Annotated in this window: 17 protein-coding genes; 8 read left to right on the forward strand and 9 right to left on the reverse strand. The window is 69.3% G+C overall.

What is annotated here, in order from left to right; all coding sequences use genetic code 11:
* Window positions 1-22 precede the first annotated feature (22 nt).
* The 3 genes from ACJ9NR_RS19385 (at window position 23) to ACJ9NR_RS19395 (ending at window position 3,912) form a co-directional block, all read left to right on the forward strand.
* Entirely contained in the window at window positions 23-2,473 is a 2,451-nt protein-coding gene (locus ACJ9NR_RS19385; RefSeq protein ID WP_491074830.1) for an MFS transporter, read from the forward strand.
* Window positions 2,474-2,571: 98 nt separating this feature from the next.
* Complete coding sequence (locus ACJ9NR_RS19390) at window positions 2,572-3,393, forward strand: YceI family protein (RefSeq protein WP_412493829.1); 822 nt, start codon at window positions 2,572-2,574, stop codon at window positions 3,391-3,393.
* 48 nt (window positions 3,394-3,441) lie between these two features.
* Window positions 3,442-3,912: a PPOX class F420-dependent oxidoreductase gene (locus ACJ9NR_RS19395; RefSeq protein ID WP_412493830.1), complete on the forward strand. Its 471-nt coding sequence runs from the start codon at window positions 3,442-3,444 to the stop codon at window positions 3,910-3,912.
* Here ACJ9NR_RS19395 and ACJ9NR_RS19400 read toward each other — a convergent pair whose 3' ends face one another.
* The 7 genes from ACJ9NR_RS19400 to ACJ9NR_RS19430 all read right to left on the reverse strand — a co-directional run bounded on the left by ACJ9NR_RS19400 (window position 3,913) and on the right by ACJ9NR_RS19430 (window position 13,618).
* Window positions 3,913-4,668 (reverse strand): TetR/AcrR family transcriptional regulator, encoded by a 756-nt coding sequence (locus tag ACJ9NR_RS19400; protein ID WP_412493831.1) that lies wholly within the window; start codon window positions 4,666-4,668, stop codon window positions 3,913-3,915.
* Between the two features lie 314 nt (window positions 4,669-4,982).
* Window positions 4,983-7,430, reverse strand: coding sequence for an ArnT family glycosyltransferase (locus tag ACJ9NR_RS19405; RefSeq protein WP_412493832.1), 2,448 nt, complete (start codon window positions 7,428-7,430; stop codon window positions 4,983-4,985).
* On the reverse strand, window positions 7,427-8,956 hold the full coding sequence (locus ACJ9NR_RS19410; protein WP_412493833.1) for a bifunctional glycosyltransferase family 2/GtrA family protein: 1,530 nt from the start codon (window positions 8,954-8,956) through the stop codon (window positions 7,427-7,429). Before ACJ9NR_RS19410 ends, ACJ9NR_RS19405 begins: the two co-directional genes overlap by 4 nt.
* 14 nt (window positions 8,957-8,970) lie before the next feature.
* Window positions 8,971-10,641: a sensor histidine kinase gene (locus ACJ9NR_RS19415; RefSeq protein WP_412493834.1), complete on the reverse strand. Its 1,671-nt coding sequence runs from the start codon at window positions 10,639-10,641 to the stop codon at window positions 8,971-8,973.
* Complete coding sequence (locus ACJ9NR_RS19420; protein ID WP_412493835.1) at window positions 10,638-11,378, reverse strand: response regulator transcription factor; 741 nt, start codon at window positions 11,376-11,378, stop codon at window positions 10,638-10,640. The genes ACJ9NR_RS19415 and ACJ9NR_RS19420 overlap by 4 nt, the downstream gene beginning before the upstream one ends.
* A 454-nt stretch (window positions 11,379-11,832) precedes the next feature.
* Window positions 11,833-12,717, reverse strand: a complete 885-nt coding sequence (locus tag ACJ9NR_RS19425) for an amidohydrolase family protein (protein WP_412493836.1) — start codon at window positions 12,715-12,717, stop codon at window positions 11,833-11,835.
* A 25-nt stretch (window positions 12,718-12,742) separates the two neighbouring features.
* The gene (locus ACJ9NR_RS19430) at window positions 12,743-13,618 is read right to left on the reverse strand and encodes a DUF2797 domain-containing protein (RefSeq protein ID WP_412493837.1); all 876 of its coding nucleotides are present in this window, start codon (window positions 13,616-13,618) and stop codon (window positions 12,743-12,745) included.
* A 305-nt stretch (window positions 13,619-13,923) separates the two neighbouring features.
* On the opposite strand from ACJ9NR_RS19430, the gene ACJ9NR_RS19435 reads away from it, so the two are divergent.
* From ACJ9NR_RS19435 to ACJ9NR_RS19450, 4 genes are all read left to right on the forward strand, one after another.
* Window positions 13,924-14,127 carry a hypothetical protein gene (locus tag ACJ9NR_RS19435; RefSeq protein WP_412512731.1) on the forward strand — a complete coding sequence of 68 codons (204 nt, stop codon included), beginning with the start codon at window positions 13,924-13,926 and terminating at the stop codon, window positions 14,125-14,127.
* 139 nt (window positions 14,128-14,266) lie between these two features.
* Window positions 14,267-14,707: a hypothetical protein gene (locus ACJ9NR_RS19440; RefSeq protein WP_412493839.1), complete on the forward strand. Its 441-nt coding sequence runs from the start codon at window positions 14,267-14,269 to the stop codon at window positions 14,705-14,707.
* A 200-nt stretch (window positions 14,708-14,907) separates the two neighbouring features.
* Window positions 14,908-15,150 carry a hypothetical protein gene (locus ACJ9NR_RS19445; protein WP_412493840.1) on the forward strand — a complete coding sequence of 81 codons (243 nt, stop codon included), beginning with the start codon at window positions 14,908-14,910 and terminating at the stop codon, window positions 15,148-15,150.
* Between the two features lie 327 nt (window positions 15,151-15,477).
* Window positions 15,478-15,699: a hypothetical protein gene (locus ACJ9NR_RS19450; RefSeq protein WP_412493841.1), complete on the forward strand. Its 222-nt coding sequence runs from the start codon at window positions 15,478-15,480 to the stop codon at window positions 15,697-15,699.
* Window positions 15,700-15,853: 154 nt separating this feature from the next.
* Here the strand turns inward: ACJ9NR_RS19450 and ACJ9NR_RS19455 are convergent, their stop codons facing one another.
* On the reverse strand, window positions 15,854-18,073 hold the full coding sequence (locus ACJ9NR_RS19455; RefSeq protein WP_491074823.1) for a tetratricopeptide repeat protein: 2,220 nt from the start codon (window positions 18,071-18,073) through the stop codon (window positions 15,854-15,856).
* 446 nt (window positions 18,074-18,519) lie between these two features.
* Window positions 18,520-18,840, reverse strand: a complete 321-nt coding sequence (locus ACJ9NR_RS19460) for a hypothetical protein (RefSeq protein ID WP_412493843.1) — start codon at window positions 18,838-18,840, stop codon at window positions 18,520-18,522.
* A 561-nt stretch (window positions 18,841-19,401) separates the two neighbouring features.
* Between ACJ9NR_RS19460 and ACJ9NR_RS19465 the strand changes: the two genes are divergently transcribed.
* Window positions 19,402-21,156 carry a GmrSD restriction endonuclease domain-containing protein gene (locus ACJ9NR_RS19465; protein ID WP_412493844.1) on the forward strand — a complete coding sequence of 585 codons (1,755 nt, stop codon included), beginning with the start codon at window positions 19,402-19,404 and terminating at the stop codon, window positions 21,154-21,156.
* The last annotated feature ends 404 nt before the right edge of the window (window positions 21,157-21,560 follow it).

Raw genomic sequence — 21,560 nt, forward strand, 5'->3', positions numbered from 1 at the left:
AGGCTCCACCGAGCAGGCCCCGATGACGCACCGGCAGATCATGGAGGCGCTCTCCGGGCTGATGCTCGGAATGTTCGTGGCGATCCTGTCGTCCACGATCGTCACCAACGCTCTGCCGCACATCATCAGCGACCTCGGTGGCGGCCAGTCGGCCTACACCTGGGTCGTCACCGCCTCCCTGCTGGCGATGACCGCGACCACGCCCCTGTGGGGCAAGCTCGCGGACCTCTACAGCAAGAAGGCGCTCGTCCAGATAGCCCTGATCGTCTACGTCCTGGGCTCGATGGCGGCCGGCCTGTCGCAGAACCCCGGCACGCTGATCGCCTGCCGTGTCTTCCAGGGCATCGGCGTCGGCGGGCTGTCCGCCCTGGCCCAGATCGTGATGGCCGCCATGATCGCCCCGCGTGAGCGCGGGCGTTACTCCGGCTACCTCGGCGCGGTCTTCGCCGTCGCCACCGTGGGCGGCCCGCTGCTCGGCGGTGTCATCACCGACACCAGCTGGCTGGGCTGGCGCTGGTGCTTCTACGTCGGTGTCCCCTTCGCCGTCATCGCCCTGATCGTGCTGCAGAAGACCCTGCACCTGCCGGTCGTGAAGCGGGACGTGAAGGTCGACTGGGGCGGCGCCACCTTCGTCGCCGCCGCCGTCTCGCTGCTGCTGGTCTGGGTCACCTTCGCCGGTGACAAGTACGACTGGCTGTCCTGGCAGACGTACGCCATGGTCGGCGGTTCGATCGTGCTCGGCGCGCTCTTCGTGCTGGTCGAGGCCAGGGCGAGCGAGCCGATCATCCCGCTGCGCCTGTTCCGCAACCGCACCATCACCCTCGCCTCGCTGGCCTCGCTGTTCGTCGGTGTCGCGATGTTCACCGGCACCGTCTTCTTCAGCCAGTACTTCCAGCTGGCCCGCGACAAGTCCCCGACGATGTCCGGTGTCATGACGATCCCGATGATCGGCGGCCTGTTCGTCTCCTCCACCGTCTCGGGCCAGTTCATCACCCGGACCGGGCGCTGGAAGGCGTGGCTGGTCAGCGGCGGCGTGCTGGTCTCGGCCGGCCTGGGCCTGCTGGGCACCATCCGGTACGACACGGACTACTGGCGGATGGCCGTCTTCATGGCCCTGATGGGTCTCGGCATCGGCATGATGATGCAGAACCTGGTGCTCTGCACGCAGAACCAGGTCGACCCCGGCGACCTCGGCTCGGCCAGCTCCACGGTCACCTTCTTCCGTTCCCTCGGTGGTGCGGTCGGCGTCTCCGCGCTGGGCGCGGTGATGTCCCACCGGATCACGCACTACGTCACCGACGGCATCGCCTCCCTCGACCCGAAGTACCGGGCCGCGCTGGCCGGCTCCAGCTCCTCCGGCGACAGCATCCCGGACCTGGGCAAGCTGCCGGCGCCGCTGCGCACGCTGCTGCAGAGCGCCTACGGCCACGGCATCGCCGACATCTTCATGATCGCCGGTGGCCTCGCGGCCTTCGCGTTCCTGATCAGCCTGTTCATCAAGGAGGTCCCGCTGAAGACCAAGGGCGCGCTGGCGCAGGCCGCGGACGATGCCGCGGAGGCCGTCTCCGTCCCGGCCGCCGCCGAGGCCACCGCCCCGGTCACGGAGCCGCTCCCGAGCTGGGCCGTCTCGGAGACGGCCGCCGCCGCCGACGGCACCCAGCGGCTGGCCGCCGTGGCGACCATCGCCCGGCCCGAGGAGTCCGCCCCCTCCGGCGGCACCCCGGTACGCGGCTTCGTGCGCGGCGACGACGGCGTGCCCGTGCCGCAGGCCGCCGTCACGCTGATCTCGCTCGCCGGACGGCAGCTGGGCCGGTCGGTCGCGCAGGCCGACGGCTCCTACGCCCTGGAGGCACCGGGCTCGGGCTCGTACGTCCTGATCGCCTCCGCCGACGGCTTCCAGCCGCAGGCGTCCACGGTCGTGGTGAACGGCGAGCCGGTCGCGTACGACATCCTGCTCAGCGGCACCAGCGGGCTGAACGGTGTGGTGCGGGCCGCCGCGACCGCGCTGCCGGTCAAGGACGCGATGGTCATCGTGACCGATGTGCGCGGTGACCTGCTGGCCACCGGAACCACCGGTGAGCAGGGCGAGTTCTCCTTCGCGGAGCTGGTGCCGGGTGCCGTGACCGTCGCGGTCAACGCCGCCGGGTTCCGGCCGCGGGCCCTGCCCGTCGAGGTGGGCGGCACCGGCGTCACCCGGCTCGAGGTCGACCTCGACTCGGGCGCACAGCTCCAGGGCACCGTACGGGCGCCGCACGGCCCGCTGTCCGACGCACGGGTGACCCTCGTGGACGCGGCGGGCAACGTGGTCGGCACCGCCACCACGGGCGCGGACGGCGCGTACGCCTTCACCGACCTCGACAGCGGCGAGTACACCGTCATCGCGACGGGCTACGCACCGGTGGCGACGGCCCTGACGGTCGACGGCCGCGGCGTCGACGACCACGACATCGAACTGGCCCACCCGGCCGAGTAGTCCGACCTCCGGCCCGTGGCAGGTGCGCCCCGAGCGGCGGTACACCTGCCACGGGCCGGACTCTTCACGACCAGAAACACTTGCAGGGAGAAAACGGGATGGGACTGACCGCGAAGATCCGTACGCGGGACGGATGGGCCGTGTCGCACGCGGTCGTCACGGTGACCGACATGACCGGCACGCAGGTGCTGCGCGCCGCGGCGGACGCCGAGGGTGCCGTACGGGACGCGACCGCGCTCGCCCCGGGGGCGTACACCGTCATCGTCACGGCCGTCGGCTACGCGCCCGTCGCCTCCAGCGCCCTCGTCACGGCGAGCGGACGCGCCGAGCTCGGGGCGGTGACGCTGGCCCGGCAGGGCGGTACGGAGCTGCCGCCGCCCGGGCCGTGGACCGTCGACCCGGCGCACTCGTCCGTGGCCGCGGTCGCCCAGCACCTGGGCATCTCCAGCGTGCACGGCCGCTTCACCGACTTCGCCGCGCGCATCGAGATCGCCCCGGACGAGGTGGAGAAGTCCCGCGTGGAGGCGGTCATCCGGGCGTCCTCCATCGACACGGGCAACGGCATGCGCGACGGCCACCTGCGCTCGCCGGACTTCCTGGACGTCGAGAAGTACCCCGAGATCACCTACCGGTCCACGGGCCTGACGGCGGCCGGCTCCGACCGCTGGACCGTGCACGGCGAGCTGACCCTGCACGGGGTCGTACGGCCGGTGGACCTGGACCTGGCCTACCTCGGCACGGGCCCGGACCCGTGGGGCGGCACCCGCGCCGCCTTCCGCGCGACGACCGAGCTGCGCCGCGAGGACTTCGCCATGTCCTACAACCAGGTCGTGCAGGCGGGCATCGCGGCCATCGGCACGACCCTGAAGGTGGAGCTGGACGTCCAGGCGGTGCAGGGGGAGTCCCTGCCCCAGGCGTAGGCACGGCAGTGGCAGGCCGAGCGGGGGCCGGGCGCCTAGGCTGACGGCATGGCACCCAACATCGCTACGAACACGACCGTCTCCCGCGACGAGCTGCTCGACTTCGTACGGCCCCGGCACCGCGCCCTCCTGCTGACCCGGCGGGCCGACGGCAGCCCGCAGGCGTCGCCGCTGACCTGCGGCGTGGACGACTCGGGGCGGATCGTCGTCTCGACCTACCCGGAGCGCGCCAAGACCCGCAACGCCAAGCGGGACGAGCGGGTCAGCGTCGTCGTGCTGAGCGACGAGTGGAACGGACCGTGGGTCCAGATCGACGGGACCGCGGAGGTCATCGACGCGCCGGAGTCCGTCGAACCCCTGGTGGAGTACTTCCGGAACATCTCCGGCGAGCACCCGGACTGGGACGAGTACCGCGAGGCGATGGTCAAGCAGGGCAAGTCGATCATCCGGGTCACGCCGGTGAAGTGGGGGCCGGTGGCCACGGGCGGGTTCCCGGCGCGGCTGGCCCCCGAGCAGTAGTCAACCGCGGGCCACCATCGCCTCGATGCCCGCGACCAGCAGGTCCAGGGCGAAGGCGAAGTCCCGCTCGCGCATCTCCTGCACCGTGCCGCCGCCGCGGGCGGCCACGATGTCGGCGTTCTGCCGGACGATCGCGGCGGCCCCGGGTGCCCGGTTCACCGCGCTCATGGCGTGCTGGAAGTACTCGTCCTGGCTCATGCCGGCGCTCGCGCAGCGGGTGATGAAGTGGCCCTCGATCGTGCCGAAGCCGTAGACGAACTGGAAGACCGCCGACAGGGCGCCGGACAGGCCGTGCACGGGCAGGCCCGTCTTGCGGACGACGTGCCGGACGACCCGGGAGAACGCCAGCGCGTTCGGGCCGATGTTCAGGAAGGTGCCGGCCAGCGGGGACAGCCACGGGTGGCGGACCAGCAGGGAGCGGTACTCGCCCGCCAGCGCGCGCAGCTGGTCGCGCCAGTCCTCGTCGGCGTCCGGGTCGGGCAGGCCCAGCTCGCCGAAGGCCGCGTCCAGGGCGAGTTCGAGCAGGTCGTCCTTGGTGTCGACGTACCAGTAGACGGACATCGCGGTGACGTTCAGCTCGGCGGCCAGCCGGCGCATCGAGAATCCGGCCAGCCCGTCGGCGTCCAGGAGCCGGACGGTCACCTCGGTGATCCGGTCCCGGTCGAGGCCCGACGGCTGACCGCCGCGACCGCCCCGGCGGACCTTGCCCTCCAGCCATACACTGGTACGCGCCGCACGCTCGGCTGCCCTCACCATTGGCGCACCTTCCTGGACGGTCCGACCTCGGTGTCCGACCTCAATGATCGAGATGCTAGGCCGACCACCACATCCGAGTCTGCCCGCTCCGGCCCGCGCGGCAACGCCGTCGACAGCCCGTCGGAGGAATCCCGCCCGTGCCGGTACCCATCACCGCGGCCCCCGGAACGCCGTCATGCCGTACGCCGCACAGCGGGTGCTGCACGGCGTACGGCATGCGTCTTCCTGCGTTTTCTGCGTTTTCTGCGTTTTCCTGCGTTTTCCCTACCTGTTCCGCCTTTCCTGCCTGTCCCGCCTGTCGCGCCCGCCCCGCGTCAGCCGCTCGCCTTCTGCGTCAGGTCGTAGAAGGTGGCCGAACCGGCCGTCACCTTCTTGAAGTTCTGCTCGACCCAGGACGTGATCTGCGAGGAACTGCCGCTGCTGCTGCCGCCCATGCCGCCGCCGGTGCCGGACGAGATGAAGTAGTGGATCTTTCCTTCCGCCACATAGGTCTTGAACTGGGCCAGTGTCGGGGACGGGTCGGTGCCGTTGAAGCCGCCGATCGCCATCACCGGGTCTCCGGTGGAGAGCTGGTAACTCGCCGCGTTCTGGGCGCCGATGGCCGCGGCGACCCAGGTGTACCCGGAGGAGTCCTCCGTCAGCAGCTTCCTGGCCTGCGAGCTGACGCTCGCGCCGTTCAGCAGGCCGCCGGCACCGCCGCCGCCCATGCCTCCGTCGGGGGCACCCTGCCGGGTACGGCCGTTCCGGCCCGGCAGGCCGCCGCCCGGGAAACCGTTGCCGTTCTGGGTGCCGCCGGTGCCGTTGGGCTGCCCCTGCTGGTTCTGGCCGTTCCGGCCCGGCAGGCCGCCGCCGAAGCCGCCGCGCGGGCCGCCGCCCCCGCCGGGGCCTCCGCGGCCGCCCATCACGCTCGCGCCGGCCGGGCCGGCCGTCACGATCGAGCCGGTGTGTCCCTGCTGGAGGGTGCTGAGGGTGTACGCGGTCGGGCCGGCCAGGGAGGCCGCGAGGCCCGCCGCAGCCGCCCCGAGGGCGAGCCGGCGGCCGAGGCGGCCCGCGAAGATCAGACCGAGCGCGGCGGCCAGGCCGCCGATCAGGACCGGGTACTTCAGCCAGGGCAGATAGCCCGAGGTGCGGTTGAGCAGGACGTAACCCCACGCGGCGCTCGCCACGACCGCTGCCGCGAGGGTGAGCGAGGCCCAGGTCTCTCGCCGCTTCTCCCACAGGAGCGCGGAGCCCATGCCGGTCACGGCCGCGAGGTAGGGCGCGAGCGCCACCGTGTAGTACTGGTGGAAGATGCCCGCCATGTAGCTGAAGACGACCATGGTCATCAGCAGTGAGCCGCCCCAGACCAGGAACGATGCGCGGGTCGCGGACGTCCGCCCCAGCTTCCGGGTGGCCACCAGACCTCCGGCGAGGAGGATCAGCGCGGCCGGCAGCAGCCAGGAGATCTGGCCGCCGATCTCGGAGTTGAACATCCGGTCCCAGCCGGTCTCGCCCCACATGCCCGAACCGGTGCCGCCACCGCCGCCACCGACGCTGCCGGTCTCGTCGCCGCTCAGACGGCCGAACCCGTTGTAGCCGAAGGTCAGTTCGAGGAAGCTGTTGTTCTGCGAGCCGCCGATGTAGGGACGGGAGGAGGCCGGCCACAGCTCGACGATCGCCACCCACCAGCCGCCGGAGAGAATCAGGGCGCCGGTGGCGGCGGCCAGTTGGCCGAGCCGCCTCTTCACCGGCACCGGCGCGCAGACCGCGTGGACGATCGCGAGCGGCGGCAGGATCAGGAAGGCCTGGAGGGTCTTGGCGAGGAACGCGAAGCCGATCGCGACGCCCGCCCACACCAGCCACTTCGTACGGCCGTCCTCGACCGCGCGGACCACCAGGTAGCAGGCGACGGCCATCAGCAGCGCCAGCATCGCGTCCGGGTTGTTGAAGCGGAACATCAGCGCCGCGACCGGGGTGAGCGCCAGCACCGCGCCCGCGATCAGGCCGGCTTCGGGGCTGAACCGGCGCCGTACACCCGCGTACACGACGGCGACCGTAGCGACGCCCATCAGGACCTCGGGGACCAGGATCGCCCACGAGTTGAGGCCGAAGAGGCGGACCGACAGCTCCATCGGCCACAGGGAGGCCGGGGGTTTGTCGACGGTGATGGCGTTGCCCGCGTCCAGCGAGCCGAAGAAGAACGCCTTCCAGGACCTGCTGCCGGCCTGGACGGCCGCCGAGTAGAAGGAGTTGGCGTAGCCGGAGGCGCTCAGGTCGTACAGGTAGCTCAGGAGGGTGGCGGCCAGCAGGCCGAGGAAGGCCGGACGCACCCAGCGGGGGTCCTCGGGCCGGCCGCGCAGCAGCCGTCGCGGGAAGGGCCGCTTCGGCTCGTCCGCCCGGGGGGCCGCGGGGGGCGCCGGTTCCTCGGGGGGCGCGGGCTCGGTGAGGGGCCCGGGCTCCGCGGCCCTCGCCGAGCCGACCGCCCGGGGCGGGGCCGCGGGAGGCGGGCCCCAGGAGGACGCCGCGGGTCCTGCCTCGTGGGACGTGCGGTCGTAGTGGGCCGTCGGGCCGGGGTGGGCCGTCCCGTCGTAATGGACCGTCGGGTCGGGGCGGGCCGTCCCGTCGTAATGGACCGTCGGGTCGGGGCGGGCCGTCCCGTCGTAATGGACCGTCGGGTCGGGGCGGGCCGTCCCGTCGTAATGGACCGTCGGGTCGGGGCGGGCCGTCCCGTCGTAATGGACCGTCCCGTCCTGGTGGACCGTCGGGTCGTGGCGCGTCGTCATCGGGGGTCCCTCTGATCGGTCTCGGTCGGGCGTACCGGCTGCAGGTGCATGGTGGCGTCCTCCCAGCCGCGGTCCGCGGCTTCACCGGCGCGGACCGGGGACGTCTCGTGCTGGTGAGCGCCCGGGTACGCCACCGGGCGCTGCGGCAGCGGGGGCTGCGGGAGCTGCTGCGGGGTCCGCTGCCCGTACGGCTGCGGCCGGTGCTGCGGGTGCGGCGGGTGCGGCGCCGTGCTGTAGGTCGGCGAGGACGGGGTGTGCGCGGCCACCACGGTGGGCGACCCGCCCTCGGCGCGGTCGGGGAAGACCCACGCGCGGAAGAGCAGGAAGCGCAGGACCGTCGCCGCGAGGTTGGCGGCGACCAGGACCGCCAGTTCGGTGGAGTGCGCGGGGTCGGACGTCGCCGTGTTCAGGGCGGCGAGCGATCCGCTGGTCAGCGCGAGGCCGATGCCGAAGACGACGAGGCCCTGAGCCTGGTGGCGGACGGCCCCGCCGCGGCCGCGCACCCCGAAGGTCAGGCGCCGGTTGGCGGCCGTGTTCGCGACGGCCGAGACCAGCAGCGCGAGCGCGTTGGCGATCTGCGAGCCGCCGAACTGCCGGAAGACGCTGTAGAGGAGCAGGTAGAACAGGGTCGACAGACCGCCGACGACACAGAATCCGACGAGCTGGCGGGCCAGCCCCTTCGGTACGTCCTGGAGGTCGCGGTCGCGCGGGTCGTCGCCGAACGGCCGGGTGATCCGCTCCAGCGGCAGCGAGCCGGTGGCCAGGGCCCTGCCCACCCGCCACACCCCCTTGAGGTCCTCGGTCGCCGTCCTCACGATGTGGACGGTCGAGTCCGGATCGTCGACCCAGTCGACCGGCACTTCGTGGATCCTCAGGCCCGCCCGCTCGGCGAGGACCAGCATCTCCGTGTCGAAGAACCAGCCGGAGTCCTCGACCAGCGGCAGCAGCACCCGGGCGACCTCGCGCCGGATCGCCTTGAAGCCGCACTGCGCGTCGGAGAAGCGGGCCTGCAGCGAGCCGCGCAGGATGAGGTTGTACGCCCGGCTGATCAACTCCCGCTTGGGACCGCGCACCACACGGGAGGAGCGGGCCAGCCGGGAGCCGATCGCCAGGTCCGAGTGGCCCGAGATCAGCGGGGCCACCAGCGGCAGCAGCGCGTTGAGGTCGGTCGACAGGTCCACGTCCATGTAGGCGAGGATCGGCGCCTCGGATGCGGACCACACCGTCCGCAGCGCGCGGCCCCGGCCCTTCTGCTCCAGACGGAAGTGGGAGACCTCGGTGATCTCCGCCGCCAGCCGCCGCGCCACCAGCGGGGTGGTGTCGGTCGACGCGTTGTCCGCGATCGTGACGCGGAACGCGTACGGGAACGTGCGCCTGAGGTGCTCGTGCAGTCTCAGCACACACGGCCGGAGGTCCTTCTCCTCGTTGTAGACGGGGATCACTACATCCAGGACGGGTGTACCGGCGTCGCCGGCCGGGAGGTGCTCCCGCGCCGGCAGGGTGCCGGGAGAAGAGTCGGTTCGCATACGAACGACTCTGGTCAAGCCCCCTGTCGCACCCATGTGGTGGCACTGTGCTGTGCCTGTGAGTGCGGTTGCCAGTTCATTCCGGGGGCCGGCCGGGGCGGGGCCGGGTGCGGCGGGGCCAGGTGCGGCAGGACCGGGTGCGGCAGAACCGGGTGCGGCAGGGCCGGGGCGAGCGCCGGCAGATACACGGTGAACACGGTGCTTCCCGGGACGCTGTCCACGGTCACGGCACCGCCGTGCGCGCCGGCCACCGCCTGCACGATCGCCAGTCCCAGGCCCGTGGAGCCGGTCGCGCGCGAACGTGCCGAGTCGCCGCGCGCGAACCGCTCGAAGACGTGCGGCAGCAGTTCGGGCGGGATGCCCGGGCCGTTGTCCGCCACGTCGACGCACATCCACGGGCCGCGTCGCCGCACGCGTGCGGTGACGGTCGTGCCGGGCGGGGTGTGCTTGCGGGCGTTGCCGAGCAGGTTGACCAGCACCTGCTGAAGGCGGGCCGCGTCGGCACTGACCGGCGCGGGCTCGTCGGGCAGGTCGAGACGCCAGTTGTGGTCCATGCCGGCCGCGCGCGAGTCGCTGACGGTGTCGACGACCAGCGGGATCAGGTCGGTCTGCTCGAACTGCAGCGGCCGTCCGGCGTCCAGCCGCGCCAGCAGCAGCAGGTCCTCGACGAGCAGCGTCATGCGCCCCGCCTCGGACTCGATACGGCCCAGGGCGTGCCGGGTGTCGGGGCCGACCTGCTCACTGCCGCGTCTGGTCAGCTCGGCGTACCCACGGATGGAGGCGAGCGGCGTCCTGAGCTCGTGGCTGGCGTCCGCGACGAACTGCCGTACCCGCGTCTCGCTCTGCTGACGTGCGTGCAGGGCGCCGTGGACGTGGTCCAGCATGCGGTTGAGCGCGGCACCGACCCGGCCCACCTCGGTGTGCGGGTCGGTCTCGGACTCGGGGACCCGCTCGCTGAGGTTCACCTCGCCGGTGTGCAGCGGGAGTTCGGATACCCGGGTCGCCGTGGCGGCGACCCGGCGCAGCGGACGGGTGGCGACACCGACGAGTACGTATCCGGCGATGACGGCCGCGCCCAGGCCCGCGGCGGTGACGCTGACTTCGACGAGGATGAGGGTGTTGATGGTGCTGTCGGTCTCCTGCGTGGGAAGGCCGACGTAGTAGCCGCTCCGGTACTCGACGCGGTAGCTGCCCAGTCCCGGCAGCCCCACGGTGTGCGGAGCGCCGTCCCGGGAGACCTCGTCGAGCGCGGCCTTCTGCGCGTCGGTGAGGTCCTCGGCGCTCATCTCGAAGGTGGCTCGGGACTTCTTGCCGACCTTGCCGTCGGTGACCTTGCCCTTGACGACGGTGGCCGCGACCGTGCCGCTGGGCTGTGGACCGTGTTCGACGAAGCTGCCGAGGTCCGTCGTCCTCGAGGGGGGAGTCTGACCGGCGTGGCCCCGCGGGTCCCGGTCCTTGCCCAGGTCCGGAGGCTTGAAGTCCCCCGACGCACGGGCCGTGGCCTCACGCAGCTGCCCGTCCAGCTGGGCGTACAGGTGCGAGCGCAACGCCAGCGTCGTCACCGTCCCGATCACCGCGCAGACGACGGCGATCAGCACCACGGACGCGACGACGAGCCGCGCCCGCAGGGTGCGCGGCTGGCCCGCGCGTCGCTTCTGCGTACGCGGTCGTCGCCGTCCGCTCATGACACGGCGGGCTTGATCAGGTAACCGGCACCACGCCGGGTGTGGATCATCGGCTCCCGGCCGGCGTCGATCTTCCGGCGCAGATACGAGATGTAGAGCTCGACCACGTTGGCCTGACCGCCGAAGTCGTAGGACCACACGCGGTCGAGTATCTGCGCCTTGCTGAGCACGCGCCGCGGATTGCGCATCAGGAAGCGCAGCAGCTCGAACTCGGTGGCGGTGAGGTGGATGTTCTGCCCGGCCCGCGACACCTCGTGGCTGTCCTCGTCGAGGGTGAGGTCGCCGACGACCAGCACGGAGTCGGAACGCCGGTCGGCGGCCCCGGAACGGCGGATGAGACCACGCAGCCGCGCGACGACCTCCTCGAGGGAGAAGGGCTTGGTGACGTAGTCGTCGCCGCCTGCGGTGAGTCCGGCGATACGGTCCTCGACCGCGTCCTTGGCGGTGAGGAAGAGCACGGGCACGTCCGGAAGCTCGCGGCGCAGCCGCCCGAGGACGGCGAGGCCGTCCATGTCGGGCAGCATCATGTCGAGAACGACGGCGTCCGGCCGGAACTCCCGCGCGGTCTGGATGGCGCCCGTGCCATCACCCGCGCTCCGGATCTGCCATCCCTCATAGCGAAGCGCCATGGACAGCAGCTCGGTGATCGACTGCTCGTCGTCCACCACAAGCACCCGGACGGGGCTCCCGTCCGGCCTCAGCAGTTCGGTGCGCCCCTGGGGCGAGGTCGTGGTCATGGTGGAAACCCTGTAGGGACGCTCTGAGAACGCCCTTTCGGCAACCTGTGATTTGCCTGAGAAACGCACAGGGGCCTCTCAGGGAGCCCCTGGGAAGCTCCCCGGGGCCCCCGGGGAGCTCTGCCGGGTGCCCGTCGAGCCCCCGGGGAGCTCTGCCGGGTGCCCGTCGCACGAGCTCCACCCGTCATCCGACGGGCTGGCCTCACCCGTCATCCAGCGGCTTCATCCACCATCCGAGGGCTTCATCCCTCATGTGACGCTCCACCCACCATCCGACGGGCCGCCCACCATCCGACGCTCCACCCACCATCCGACGGCTTCATCCACCATCCGACGGGCCGCCCACCATCCGACGGCTTCATCCACCATCCGACGGGCCGCCCACCATCCGACGGCTTCATCCACCATCCGACGGGCCGGGGTGATCAGGCCGTAGAGCCCGCCTGTGCGTCCCTCACAGCCCGAACAGCCGTGCCCCGTTGTCGTGGCAGACGGCCCGCAGCCACTCCTCCCCGAGCCCCAGCCACTCCAGGGCGTGCAGTTGATGGACGTACGGATACGGGATGTTGGGGAAGTCGCTGCCCAGCAGCACGCGGTCGCCGAGGGCGCGGAGACGGGGCAGGGCGCGTCTCGGGAACGGCGCGAGCCGCTCGCTGAAGTCGGTGAACGCCATCGTCGTGTCCAGCCGCACCTGCCCGTACCGCTCGGCGAGGTCGAGGAAGTCCTCGTACTCCGGCATCCCCATGTGCGCGATCACCAGCCGCAGCCGTGGATGCCGGGCCAGCACGCGCGCGATCGGCTCGGGGCCGGTGTGCTTGCCGGGCGCGGGCCCGGAACCGCAGTGGATGACGACCGGGATCCCCGCCTCGGCGAGCAGCCCCCAGGCCGGATCGAGCAGTTCGCTCGCCGGGTCGTACGCCCCCACCTGCACATGCGCCTTGAACACCCGCGCGCCCGCCTCCACGGCCTCCCGCACGTACGCCTCGACCCCCGGCTCCGGGAAGAGGGTGGAGGTGTGCAGACAGTCGGGCGTACGGCGGGCGAAGTCGGCCGCCCAGCCGTTGAGCCACTGGGCCATGCCGGCCTTGTGCGGGTAGACCATGGCGGTGAAGCCGCGTACGCCGAACTCCCGCAGCCTCGCGAGCCGTTCCGCCTCCTCCCCGCGGTAGGTGATCGGCCACTCGACGCCGCCGGTCAGCGGGCCCAGCGAGTCGAAGTAGTCCCAGACCTTGCGCAGCACGCGCTCCGGCATGAAATGCGTGTGCACGTCGACGAGCCCGGGCAGGCCGAGCCGCTCCCAGAACCCACGGACCTCTCGGACCTCCGCTGTCTGCGTCATACGCCCTCTCGAACCCGCGCCCGCTTCAGAACAGGCCGTCCTGAACTCCCGCCACCTCCCTGAGCCCCCGCACCGGCAGGGTGCATCCATCCTCACCCACGGCCGGCCCGATCTCCCACCCGGTCATCAGGCGGGTGTCCAGCACGACAACCCGGCCCCCGGCCGCGAGATGCAGATCCGGCCCGGCCGCCGCGAGCAGCTCCCCGCTCATCCCGCCGCCGGCGACCAGCTCGGTCACCTCCCCCGCGGCGCCGGGCAGCCCGGCGAGCCCGAACACCCCGGCGTGGTCGACGACCTCACACGGCGTCCGCGTCAGTGACTCGGGCCACCGGGCCAGCGCCACGGCCCGCGCGTGCAGCGCCTCGACCTCGGCCGCCCGCTCCGCCGCGGACTCCGGCAGCCGGGAGCGCACCGCCCGCTTCTCGGCGTACGGGATCCGGTCCGGCACCCGGAGCGCGGCGCGCAGCAGCTCCTCCGTGCGCCGGGCGGCCATCAGCGGACCCAGGCCGAGCCAGCTGAAGCAGACGGCGCCCTGCTCCAGCAGCCGCGCCGAGCCCCGCTCCTCGGCCGTGATCCCGACCTTGACCATGCCGGGCCCGAACCACGCCAGATATACGTGGTACGGCCGCGGGTCGTCCGCGATCGTGTCGGCGGCCACGGAGTGCGCCCGGTCCAGCCGCGCACACTCCTCGCACCGCCCGCCCGTGCTCCGGCCCGGCACGACCGCCCGCACCGGGCACGCGTGCCCCCGCGCTCCCACACATGTCCGCACACCCCCGTCCGCGACCGCGAAGGCCACCCGTTTCCCCCGGGCCAGCGCGCTGCGGTGCCCGCCGTCCCACGCCAGCACGGGACCGCCCGCCGACCACCACAGCCCCGAGCACTTCCATGCCTGTGCCATCGCTGTCGAGACTAGAGGGCGGCACTGACATCGACGGGCGGTGAGCGGACGCGCCGGTTCCCGGAGCAGTCTCAGGGAGCCCGAGGGAGCTCGACGGAGTCCGAGGGGGCCCGAGGGGAGTGCGGCCCCCTGCGAGTACGGTCGGCAGTAGCCCGATCCCGCAGGACGCCTCATGGTGCCGGAGAGGCGTGGGGGCACTGTGGAAACGACCAGAACCGACGGACCGATACACGCGACTACTCGCGACGACTCGCGACGACACCCTCCGAAGGGAGACGCCGATGAAGCCGACCAGGAAACCGCCCATGGAGCCACAGCCGTCCTCCCGGCCGGGCCTCGCGGCGAACAACCAGGTCACAGCCGCCGATGAGAGCGAACTGACTCCCTTTCTGACCGCCTGGGACACGGCCCACCCGGGCCTTGCCGACCCCGAGTGGCGTCACGTCCTGGACGAGATCGCCCACCCGCGCACCACACAGGCGTTCCGTCGCCTGGCCGAGGCGGCGTAGCCCTCACGCGGCCGGGCGGCCCAGCCGCGCCTCACCGACCAGCAAAATCACAGATAGATCACACCTATTTCACACGCTCTCCACATGCCACCCTCCCTGGCACTACCGTCAGTCCACTGTCATCACCAGGGGGGACGAGATGGACAGAGCGAGATTCGGTGGCGCGGGGCTGCTGGTGGCGAGCCTGATACTCGCCGTGACCGGCTGCGGCGGAGGCCAGCAGCCCGCCGCGACCAAGGCCAGGCCGGCGACGACGGTCACCGCGACGGTGACGGCCACACCCGAACCGGGGCCGACGGTCACCGAGACCGTCACCGCGAAGCCGAAGCCCCGACCCACGGTCACCGTCACACGAACGGTCACCGCGAAGGCGGCGGGCACCTACAGCGGCAGCGGAGGCAGCAGCAGCGGAAGCCGGGGCAGCACCGGCACGTGCTCGATCGTCTCCAACGCGGGCAACTGCTATTCGGCGGGACAGTTCTGCCGCAACAGCGACCACGGGGCCGTCACGACCACCGCCGGCGGTGCGGCGATCAAGTGCGTCTACCGCTCGAACGCTTGGCGCTGGACCTACGCCTGACGGCACGCCACGCACCGTCGGCCCTCTCCTCCACGCCCTTCTCCTCGCTCCGAGAGCCAACTGGCCGAGCCCCGAAGCACGGATGGCAGTCTCGGAGAGCGCCCTGGAACATATCGGACTAGCCTCCGAAATGAGCGCAGAGTGGATCTTTGTGAAGTGGATCTTTCGACGGTGCGCTCGACCCAACCCAAGGAGGAGAAATGCGCAAGCTCCCCAAGGCGGCTGTCGCAGCCGCCGTCATCGCTCTCGTCGGCTTCATAGGCACCGGCACCGCCAGCGCCCAGAGCGCGCACGCCGGACACGGCGGCGGATGCAGGTCCCACGACTTGAACCTCGACGTCCTGGGCCAGGTCGGGCTTCTCAACGGCCTCCTGGGCAACGCCATCAACGGCGAGGGCAATCCAGGCGGCCAAGCCAATCACGTCGGCTCAGAATGCGATTGACCGTCAACGGGATCAGCGTTACGTAGCCATGGAGAGGCCCCGGACCCGTCCGGGGCCTCTCACCTGCGCAGGGCCCATCACGGTTCGGCCCGGATCGGATGCGCGCCACCGCCGGACGAGCAGGGGCGCCCAAGACGAACAGTGGCCGCGCGCCGAACCGCGCGAGTCTCCTTCTTATCGGCCGACTCCAGCGTCTTCTTATCGCCCATTCCAGCGTCGACGATACGAGCCGACATCCGATCAAGACCCGTCGCCACGCACTCGCCTTGACGACACAGGACAACCCTCGCCTCGACCGGTCCCGCTCACAATGGTTAAATCGAACGCATGAACGAACACCACGTGATCGTCAACCCCCCGTCACCCAGGGGCGGCCGACGCGTACGCGTGGACGGTGAAACCCTGGGCCTCGCCCACAACGCGACCGACGTCGCCGAGTTCCTCCGCCGGGCCGGCCTGGACATCGACCCTTCCGAGATCCCGACCGCACCGTGGATCGACTGGCGCGGGGTAGGACCGGACCGCTGGACCCCGGAGCCGAACAACTGACGCCCCGCGGGAGAACCACTCCCACACCCCCGAAACGCAAGAGGCCCCGCATCCCTGCGGGGCCTCTCACCTGTGTGCACTCGGCAGGATTCGAACCTGCAACCTTCTGATCCGTAGCTCTAGAGAGATCGGTCAACCAGGGCCATAGAGGTTGCTATTCGGTTCGTGAGGGTGGTTGTCGGTCGTAGTCAGTTGCTGAGGTTGCTGTGTTTTTCTGCTGTACAGCGCGGGCGGCAGCGAGGTTGGTTCGGCTGATCATGGTGTGCGGGTGGGTGTGGCCCAGGACCTGCTCGCACTGGGCGAGCGTGGTCTCGTACAGGGAGATCGCCCGTTCCAGGTCCCCCGCCGCCCGATACGCGTAGGCGAGGTTGTTGCGGCTGACGAGGGTGCTCGGGTGGCCGTCGCCCAGCACCTGCTCGCACTGGGCGAGCGTGGTCTCGTACAGGGAGATCGCCCGTTCCAGGTCCCCCGCTACCTGGTACGCGCCGGCGAGGTTGCTGCGGCTGGCCAGGGTGTGCGGGTGGGTGTGGCCCAGGACCTGCTCGCGCTGGGCGAGTGCTTTCTCGTACAGGGAGATCGCCCGTTCCAGGTCCCCTGCCGACTCGTAGGCGCCGGCGAGATTGTTGCGGCTGACGAGGGTGTGCGGGTGGGTGTCGCCCAGAACCTGCTCGCGCTGGGCGAGTGCTTTCTCGTGCAGCGGGATTGCCCGTTCCAGGTCCCCCGCTACCTGGTAGGCGCCAGCGACGTTGTTGCGGCTTTGCAAGGTGTCGGGGTGGGTGTCGCCCAGGACCTGCTCGCGCTGGGCGAGTGCTTTCTCGTGCAGCGGGATTGCCCGTCTCAGGTCCCCCGCTGCCTGGTAGGCACTGGCGAGGTTGTTGCGGCTGGCCAGGGTGTGCGGGTGGGTGTCGCCCAGAACCTGCTCGCGCTGAGCAAGGGTGGTCTCCAGCAGGGGGATCGCCCGTCTTAGGTTGCCCGCCGACTCGTAGACGTAGGCGAGGTTGTTGCGGCTGGCCAGGGTCTCGGGGTGGGTGTCACCCAGGACCTGCTCGCGCTGGGCGAGGACAGCCTCCAGTAGAGAGATTGCCCGTCTCAGGTCCCCCGCTGCCTGGTAGGCATGGGCGAGGTTGTTGCGGCTGATGAGGGCGTCGGGGTGGGCGTCGCCCAGAACCTGCTCGCGCTGGGCGAGTGCTTTCTCGTGCAGCGGGATTGCCCGTCTCAGGTCCCCCGCTGCCTGGTAGGCACTGGCGAGGTTGTTGCGGCTGGCCAGGGTGTGCGGGTGGGTGTGGCCCAGGACCTGCTCGCGCTGGGCGAGTGTTTTCTCGTACAGGGAGATCGCCCGTTCCAGGTCCCCTGCCGACTCGTAGGCGCCGGCGAGATTGTTGCGGCTGACGAGGGTGTCGGGGTGGGTGTCGCCCAGAACCTGCTCACGCTGAGCAAGGACAGCCCCCAGGAGGGGGATGGTGCGGGCGGTGTGGCCTTGGTGGTGGAGGCGGTTGGCGGTGGTGTTGTACGCGTCGGTAAGCGGGGCGTTGTGGTGTCCGGGCGGGGTTGTGGCAGCGAGGGTGATGAGGTGCGGGGTGAGGATGTCCCACTGACTGTCGGTGGTGCTGTCCTGGCCGGGAGGCGGGGCCAGGCTGTGAAGGACTGCCTGTTCGGCGCTGTCGCGTCCTTGGAGGTGCCGGGGCCGTTGCGGGTTGTCGCTGGGTCGGGGTGTCCGCAGGACGGTTTGGACCAGGCGGTGGATGCTGAGGCTGGTGTCGGTGGTGGTGACCATGCTGTAGGCGGCCAGGGTGCCGATGGCTTCGGAGATGTCCTCCGGGTCGGTGCTGGGCGGGGTGAGCAGGGTATGGGGGATGCTTTCGGAGGCGAGCCAAGCGGCGGTGTGTAGCACCCGAACGGCCAGCGGATTCTCCTGCTCCAGGACCTGGAGGGTGACGTTCCAGATGCGGGCGATGGTGCGTTCGGCGTCAAGGCCGTGGGCGGTCTTGGCGAGTTTGGTGCCCAGGCGTCGGCGGTAGGCGTCGAGGCTGATGCCACGGTTTTGGGCGAGATAGGCGCCGGCCTGCTTGATCGCCAGGGGAAGGTATCCCAGGTCAGCGGCAAGAGTCTGGGCATCGGCCCGCTGGCGTGCGGTGGGGGTGGTGGCCTTGAAGACAAGACGGCACAACAGGTTCGTTGCGTCGTCCGGGTGGAGGGTGCCCATGGCCAAGGTGGGGGCAGTGTCGGGCCAGCCGGTGGTACGACGGCTGGTGGCCAGATGGTGCCCCTGGTGGAGTGCCCCGGTATAGGGGGCGAGGTCGTCGGGATCGTCGACGTTGTCGTAGACCAGCAACCATCCGGGATGCCAGGCCAGCCACTGCCGTGCCCAAGCCACCTGCGCCCCGCGTACGGCCGTCGTGGCCCAGCCAGGAACCAGAGTCTGGGTGAGGCTGGCCAGGGAGGTTTCGATCTCGTCGGGTGAGGCGGCGTTGATCCACCAGATCAGGGTGTAGTCACCGCGGTGACGGTGGGCGTAGTGGAGGGCGAGCGTGCTCTTGCCGATCCCGCCCAGGCCGTGCACGGTCCCGCTTTGGGTGATCGCACCCTCGCACTGATCGATCAGGGTGCGATGCAGCCAGGCCAGTTCTTCCTCACGACCCAGGCACAGGGGCGACGGAGGCAGGTTCGAGGTGCCTGGTGCCGCAGTGACTCGCTCTGCTGCCTGCAACGCCTCAGCTGTCAGTACAACATCACCCGTGAAGGCGTTGCCGATCTGCTGGGCGGCTATCGAGCGCTCTGCGACCGCCTTGATCCACGGCCCGGACGTGGCCCCGTCCGCGCTCACGACCGTGGCGAGGTGTGGCCATCGCCGGTGATCGCGGTGCCGATGTGCTGCGCGGCGATCGCCCGCTCACCTGATGCCGTGATGGTGACGGTGCCCGCGGCCGGGGCGGGCAGCATGGCCGACAGTTCCTCGCGCAGTCCGGAATCTTCCTGCAATACGCGCCTCAGCAGCCGGCCCAGCACCGCCGTGGAGTAGGTGTCGTCCTGCTCGTCGGCGGCCTCGCCCACGACCCGTTCCAGCTCTGTCCGGCCCGCCTCGTCCCCGCGCCGCCAGAGCAGCTGCAGGATCCGCTGCCCCAGACCCACCGTCGCCTCCACAGCAGCATCCTGCGCCCTAGTCAGAACTGCCGCCCCGTATGCGCCCACCGCGGCCGTCACCGCCGGGCCCGCCTGCTCGACCAACTGCACAATTTCAGCACCCACTTGAACCCCCGACCCACGCGGCTCCGAAAGAACACCAGGGTAGAAACCCCTCCACCTTGAAGGCAAAACGCCTGAATCACCCACAGCGGTTCCCCCGCCTCGCTCTTGGCTTCTCCTGCCTCACTCCATCAGTTTGGGAAGCTGGGGTTGCTTCCGGGCGATTGCTGGGCTGACCTGCGGCGGAGTGGCGTTGGAGCCTTGGTCGCGCCCGGGTCGAGTCCCCGCTGTTCCCCGTGGTTCCCCGTAGGGTCTGGCACGGGTCTGGCACGGGCGCCCCACAGACCGCGATGGCTTGGGGGACGCGGCCCGCGAGCAGGTGGGGATCTGCCAGCCCATTCGTTGCACAAACCCAGACACAGTAGTCCCGGACGTGCCAAGCTGTGTGGACTGAGCATCGCACACGTAAGGGAGCGGATCTTGTCAACTGAAGTCCACGTTTCCATTACCCCTCGAGGCATGAGTGTCCAGGAAGCGTATCGGCTTTTCAGGGACGATTCACTCCTGGTGAATCGACGGTACCAGCGAAAGCTTGTTTGGTCTGTAGCTGAAAAGCAGCTCCTAATCGACAGCATTCTGGACGGATATCCAATTCCTCTGATTCTTCTTGCTGAAAGGCCGGAGATTCACGGAAGTGGAAAGTACGAGATCATCGACGGCATGCAGCGCCTGGATGCCATCTTTTCCTTCATTGAGCAGAAGTTCGAGTACAACGGCATGCATTTTGATCTAGGTCAGAGTGCTCGGGCACGTCAGGCGGCTGATGCTAAAGCTTTCAAGCCGGCCGAAGCCGAGACCCTGCTCCCCGCCGACAAGTGCGCGAATCTGCTCGATTACCAGCTGGCTGTTACTATCTTTCCGACTCAGACCGAGGGGCAAATCACAGACGTATTCAGTCGGATTAACTCAAATGGTCGCCAGTTGAGTGCTCAGGAAAAGCGGCAGGCCGGAATGCTTAACCCGCTTTCGGAGCTGGTGCGAACAGTTGCAAGCTCTCTGAGAGGCGACGTTTCCGATGACGTACTTCTCCTGCATGACATGCCCAGTATTTCCATTGAATCATCTCGCGAGAAGCAGCAGTACGGGGTTCGTGCAGAAGACACGGTATGGATCCGGCATGGAATTCTCAATGTGAAGCAACTGCGAGAAGGTGACGACGAACAAATGGTGGCAGACGTTGCAGCTTCCATCTTGCTTGGAAGCCCTTTTCCTGCCAGTAAAGAAGAGTTCGACGAGATTTATGACTCGCAGAGCGACAAGCATAAGCGTATCGAAAGAACTCTCGCAGCTTACGGTAGTCGTCGGTTGCAGGAGGAGATCCAGTCGACATTCTCCGTGCTGACGGAGGTCATCGACTCCCAACTTCCCGGTCCAAATGGTCTCAGAAATTTGGTTCGCCCAGGAAGCGGAAATCCTATCCGGACGCCATTCTATGCGATTTTCATGGCTTTCTTTGAGCTTATTGTTCGTCAACAGAAGTCGCCTGCCGATAGTGCGGCCATTGTGGCTGCTCTCAAGAATGTGGGGCCTCGCCTCAAGAGCGCACGACACTACACTTCAGCTGAAGAGCGCACTTCTAACATTGATACAATTACGGGGCTTATCCAGAGGCACTTTGTGGATAAGGTGCCACCTGTCTTTGGTCACGGTCCAGGTTTGGCTCTGGATTTCGAGAACTCGTTGCGTAGATCCAGGATTGAAACCAGTCGATACGAGTTCAAGCAAGGGGTTCTCAGGCTGGATAATCGCAGGAAATGGGACGATGCACTATTTGAGCGGCTGGCTGAGACAATTTGCGGGATCGCTAATGTGCAACGAGGCCACGAGGGGTATCTGTTCGTAGGGGTTGCCGATAAGGAGGCCGATGCAAAGAGAATCGAAACACTCGATTCTGTGACCTCGATGAAAGTCGGCCAGCATCACGTGGTAGGCGTAGACAGGGAAGCGAAGATTCTTAAAGTCTCGCTAGACGCTTACGTGCAACGCTTCGTGGCGAGACTCGCTCAGCAGCCGATCAGTGAACCATTGGTTACCCAAATCATGAGTGGTGTGGACACAATCGAGTACAAGGGTCTCTCGGTCATCAGAGTCTTGATCCCCGGCCAAAATGATCTTTCCTATTGCGGGGATCGAGTATTTGTCCGGCAAGGTTCTTCTACAGAAGAAATCACCGATTTCAGGAAAGTTGCAGCCCTTGTGAAGAGATTCAGCTGACAGTCGACACCCGACAAACAGGTCGGTGGAGCGGCTTTGGGGTGGCGCTGCTTTGGCGCGAGTGATCATGGCCCCGTAAGCTTGCGGCGCGTCGGGCAGTCTGTGGACCTGCCCGGTAAAGCACGACGTTGGGGCCATGATCTTCGAGGCTCGCGCCAAAGTGGCTCCGTAAAGCCGTGGAGCCGACCGCCCCAGCCACGACGTACCCCTTCTCTGGCATCAGGTGGCTGATTGCTGTGAGCGCGGCACGGACGTCGGCCGGGCTGGAGCGGGACGGAGGCTGGAGCGCAGGCCCGGCCGGGGGCCGGGCCGCGCGCGGTGAGCGGAGCGAGCCGCCTTGAACCAGTAGAGAAAGTTGTAACTCAGTCGGTCGCGTGGGGCTTTGTCCGGTCCCGGTAGATGCT

This window comes from Streptomyces sediminimaris (genome assembly GCF_047049295.1).
GTDB lineage: Bacteria > Actinomycetota > Actinomycetes > Streptomycetales > Streptomycetaceae > Streptomyces > Streptomyces sediminimaris.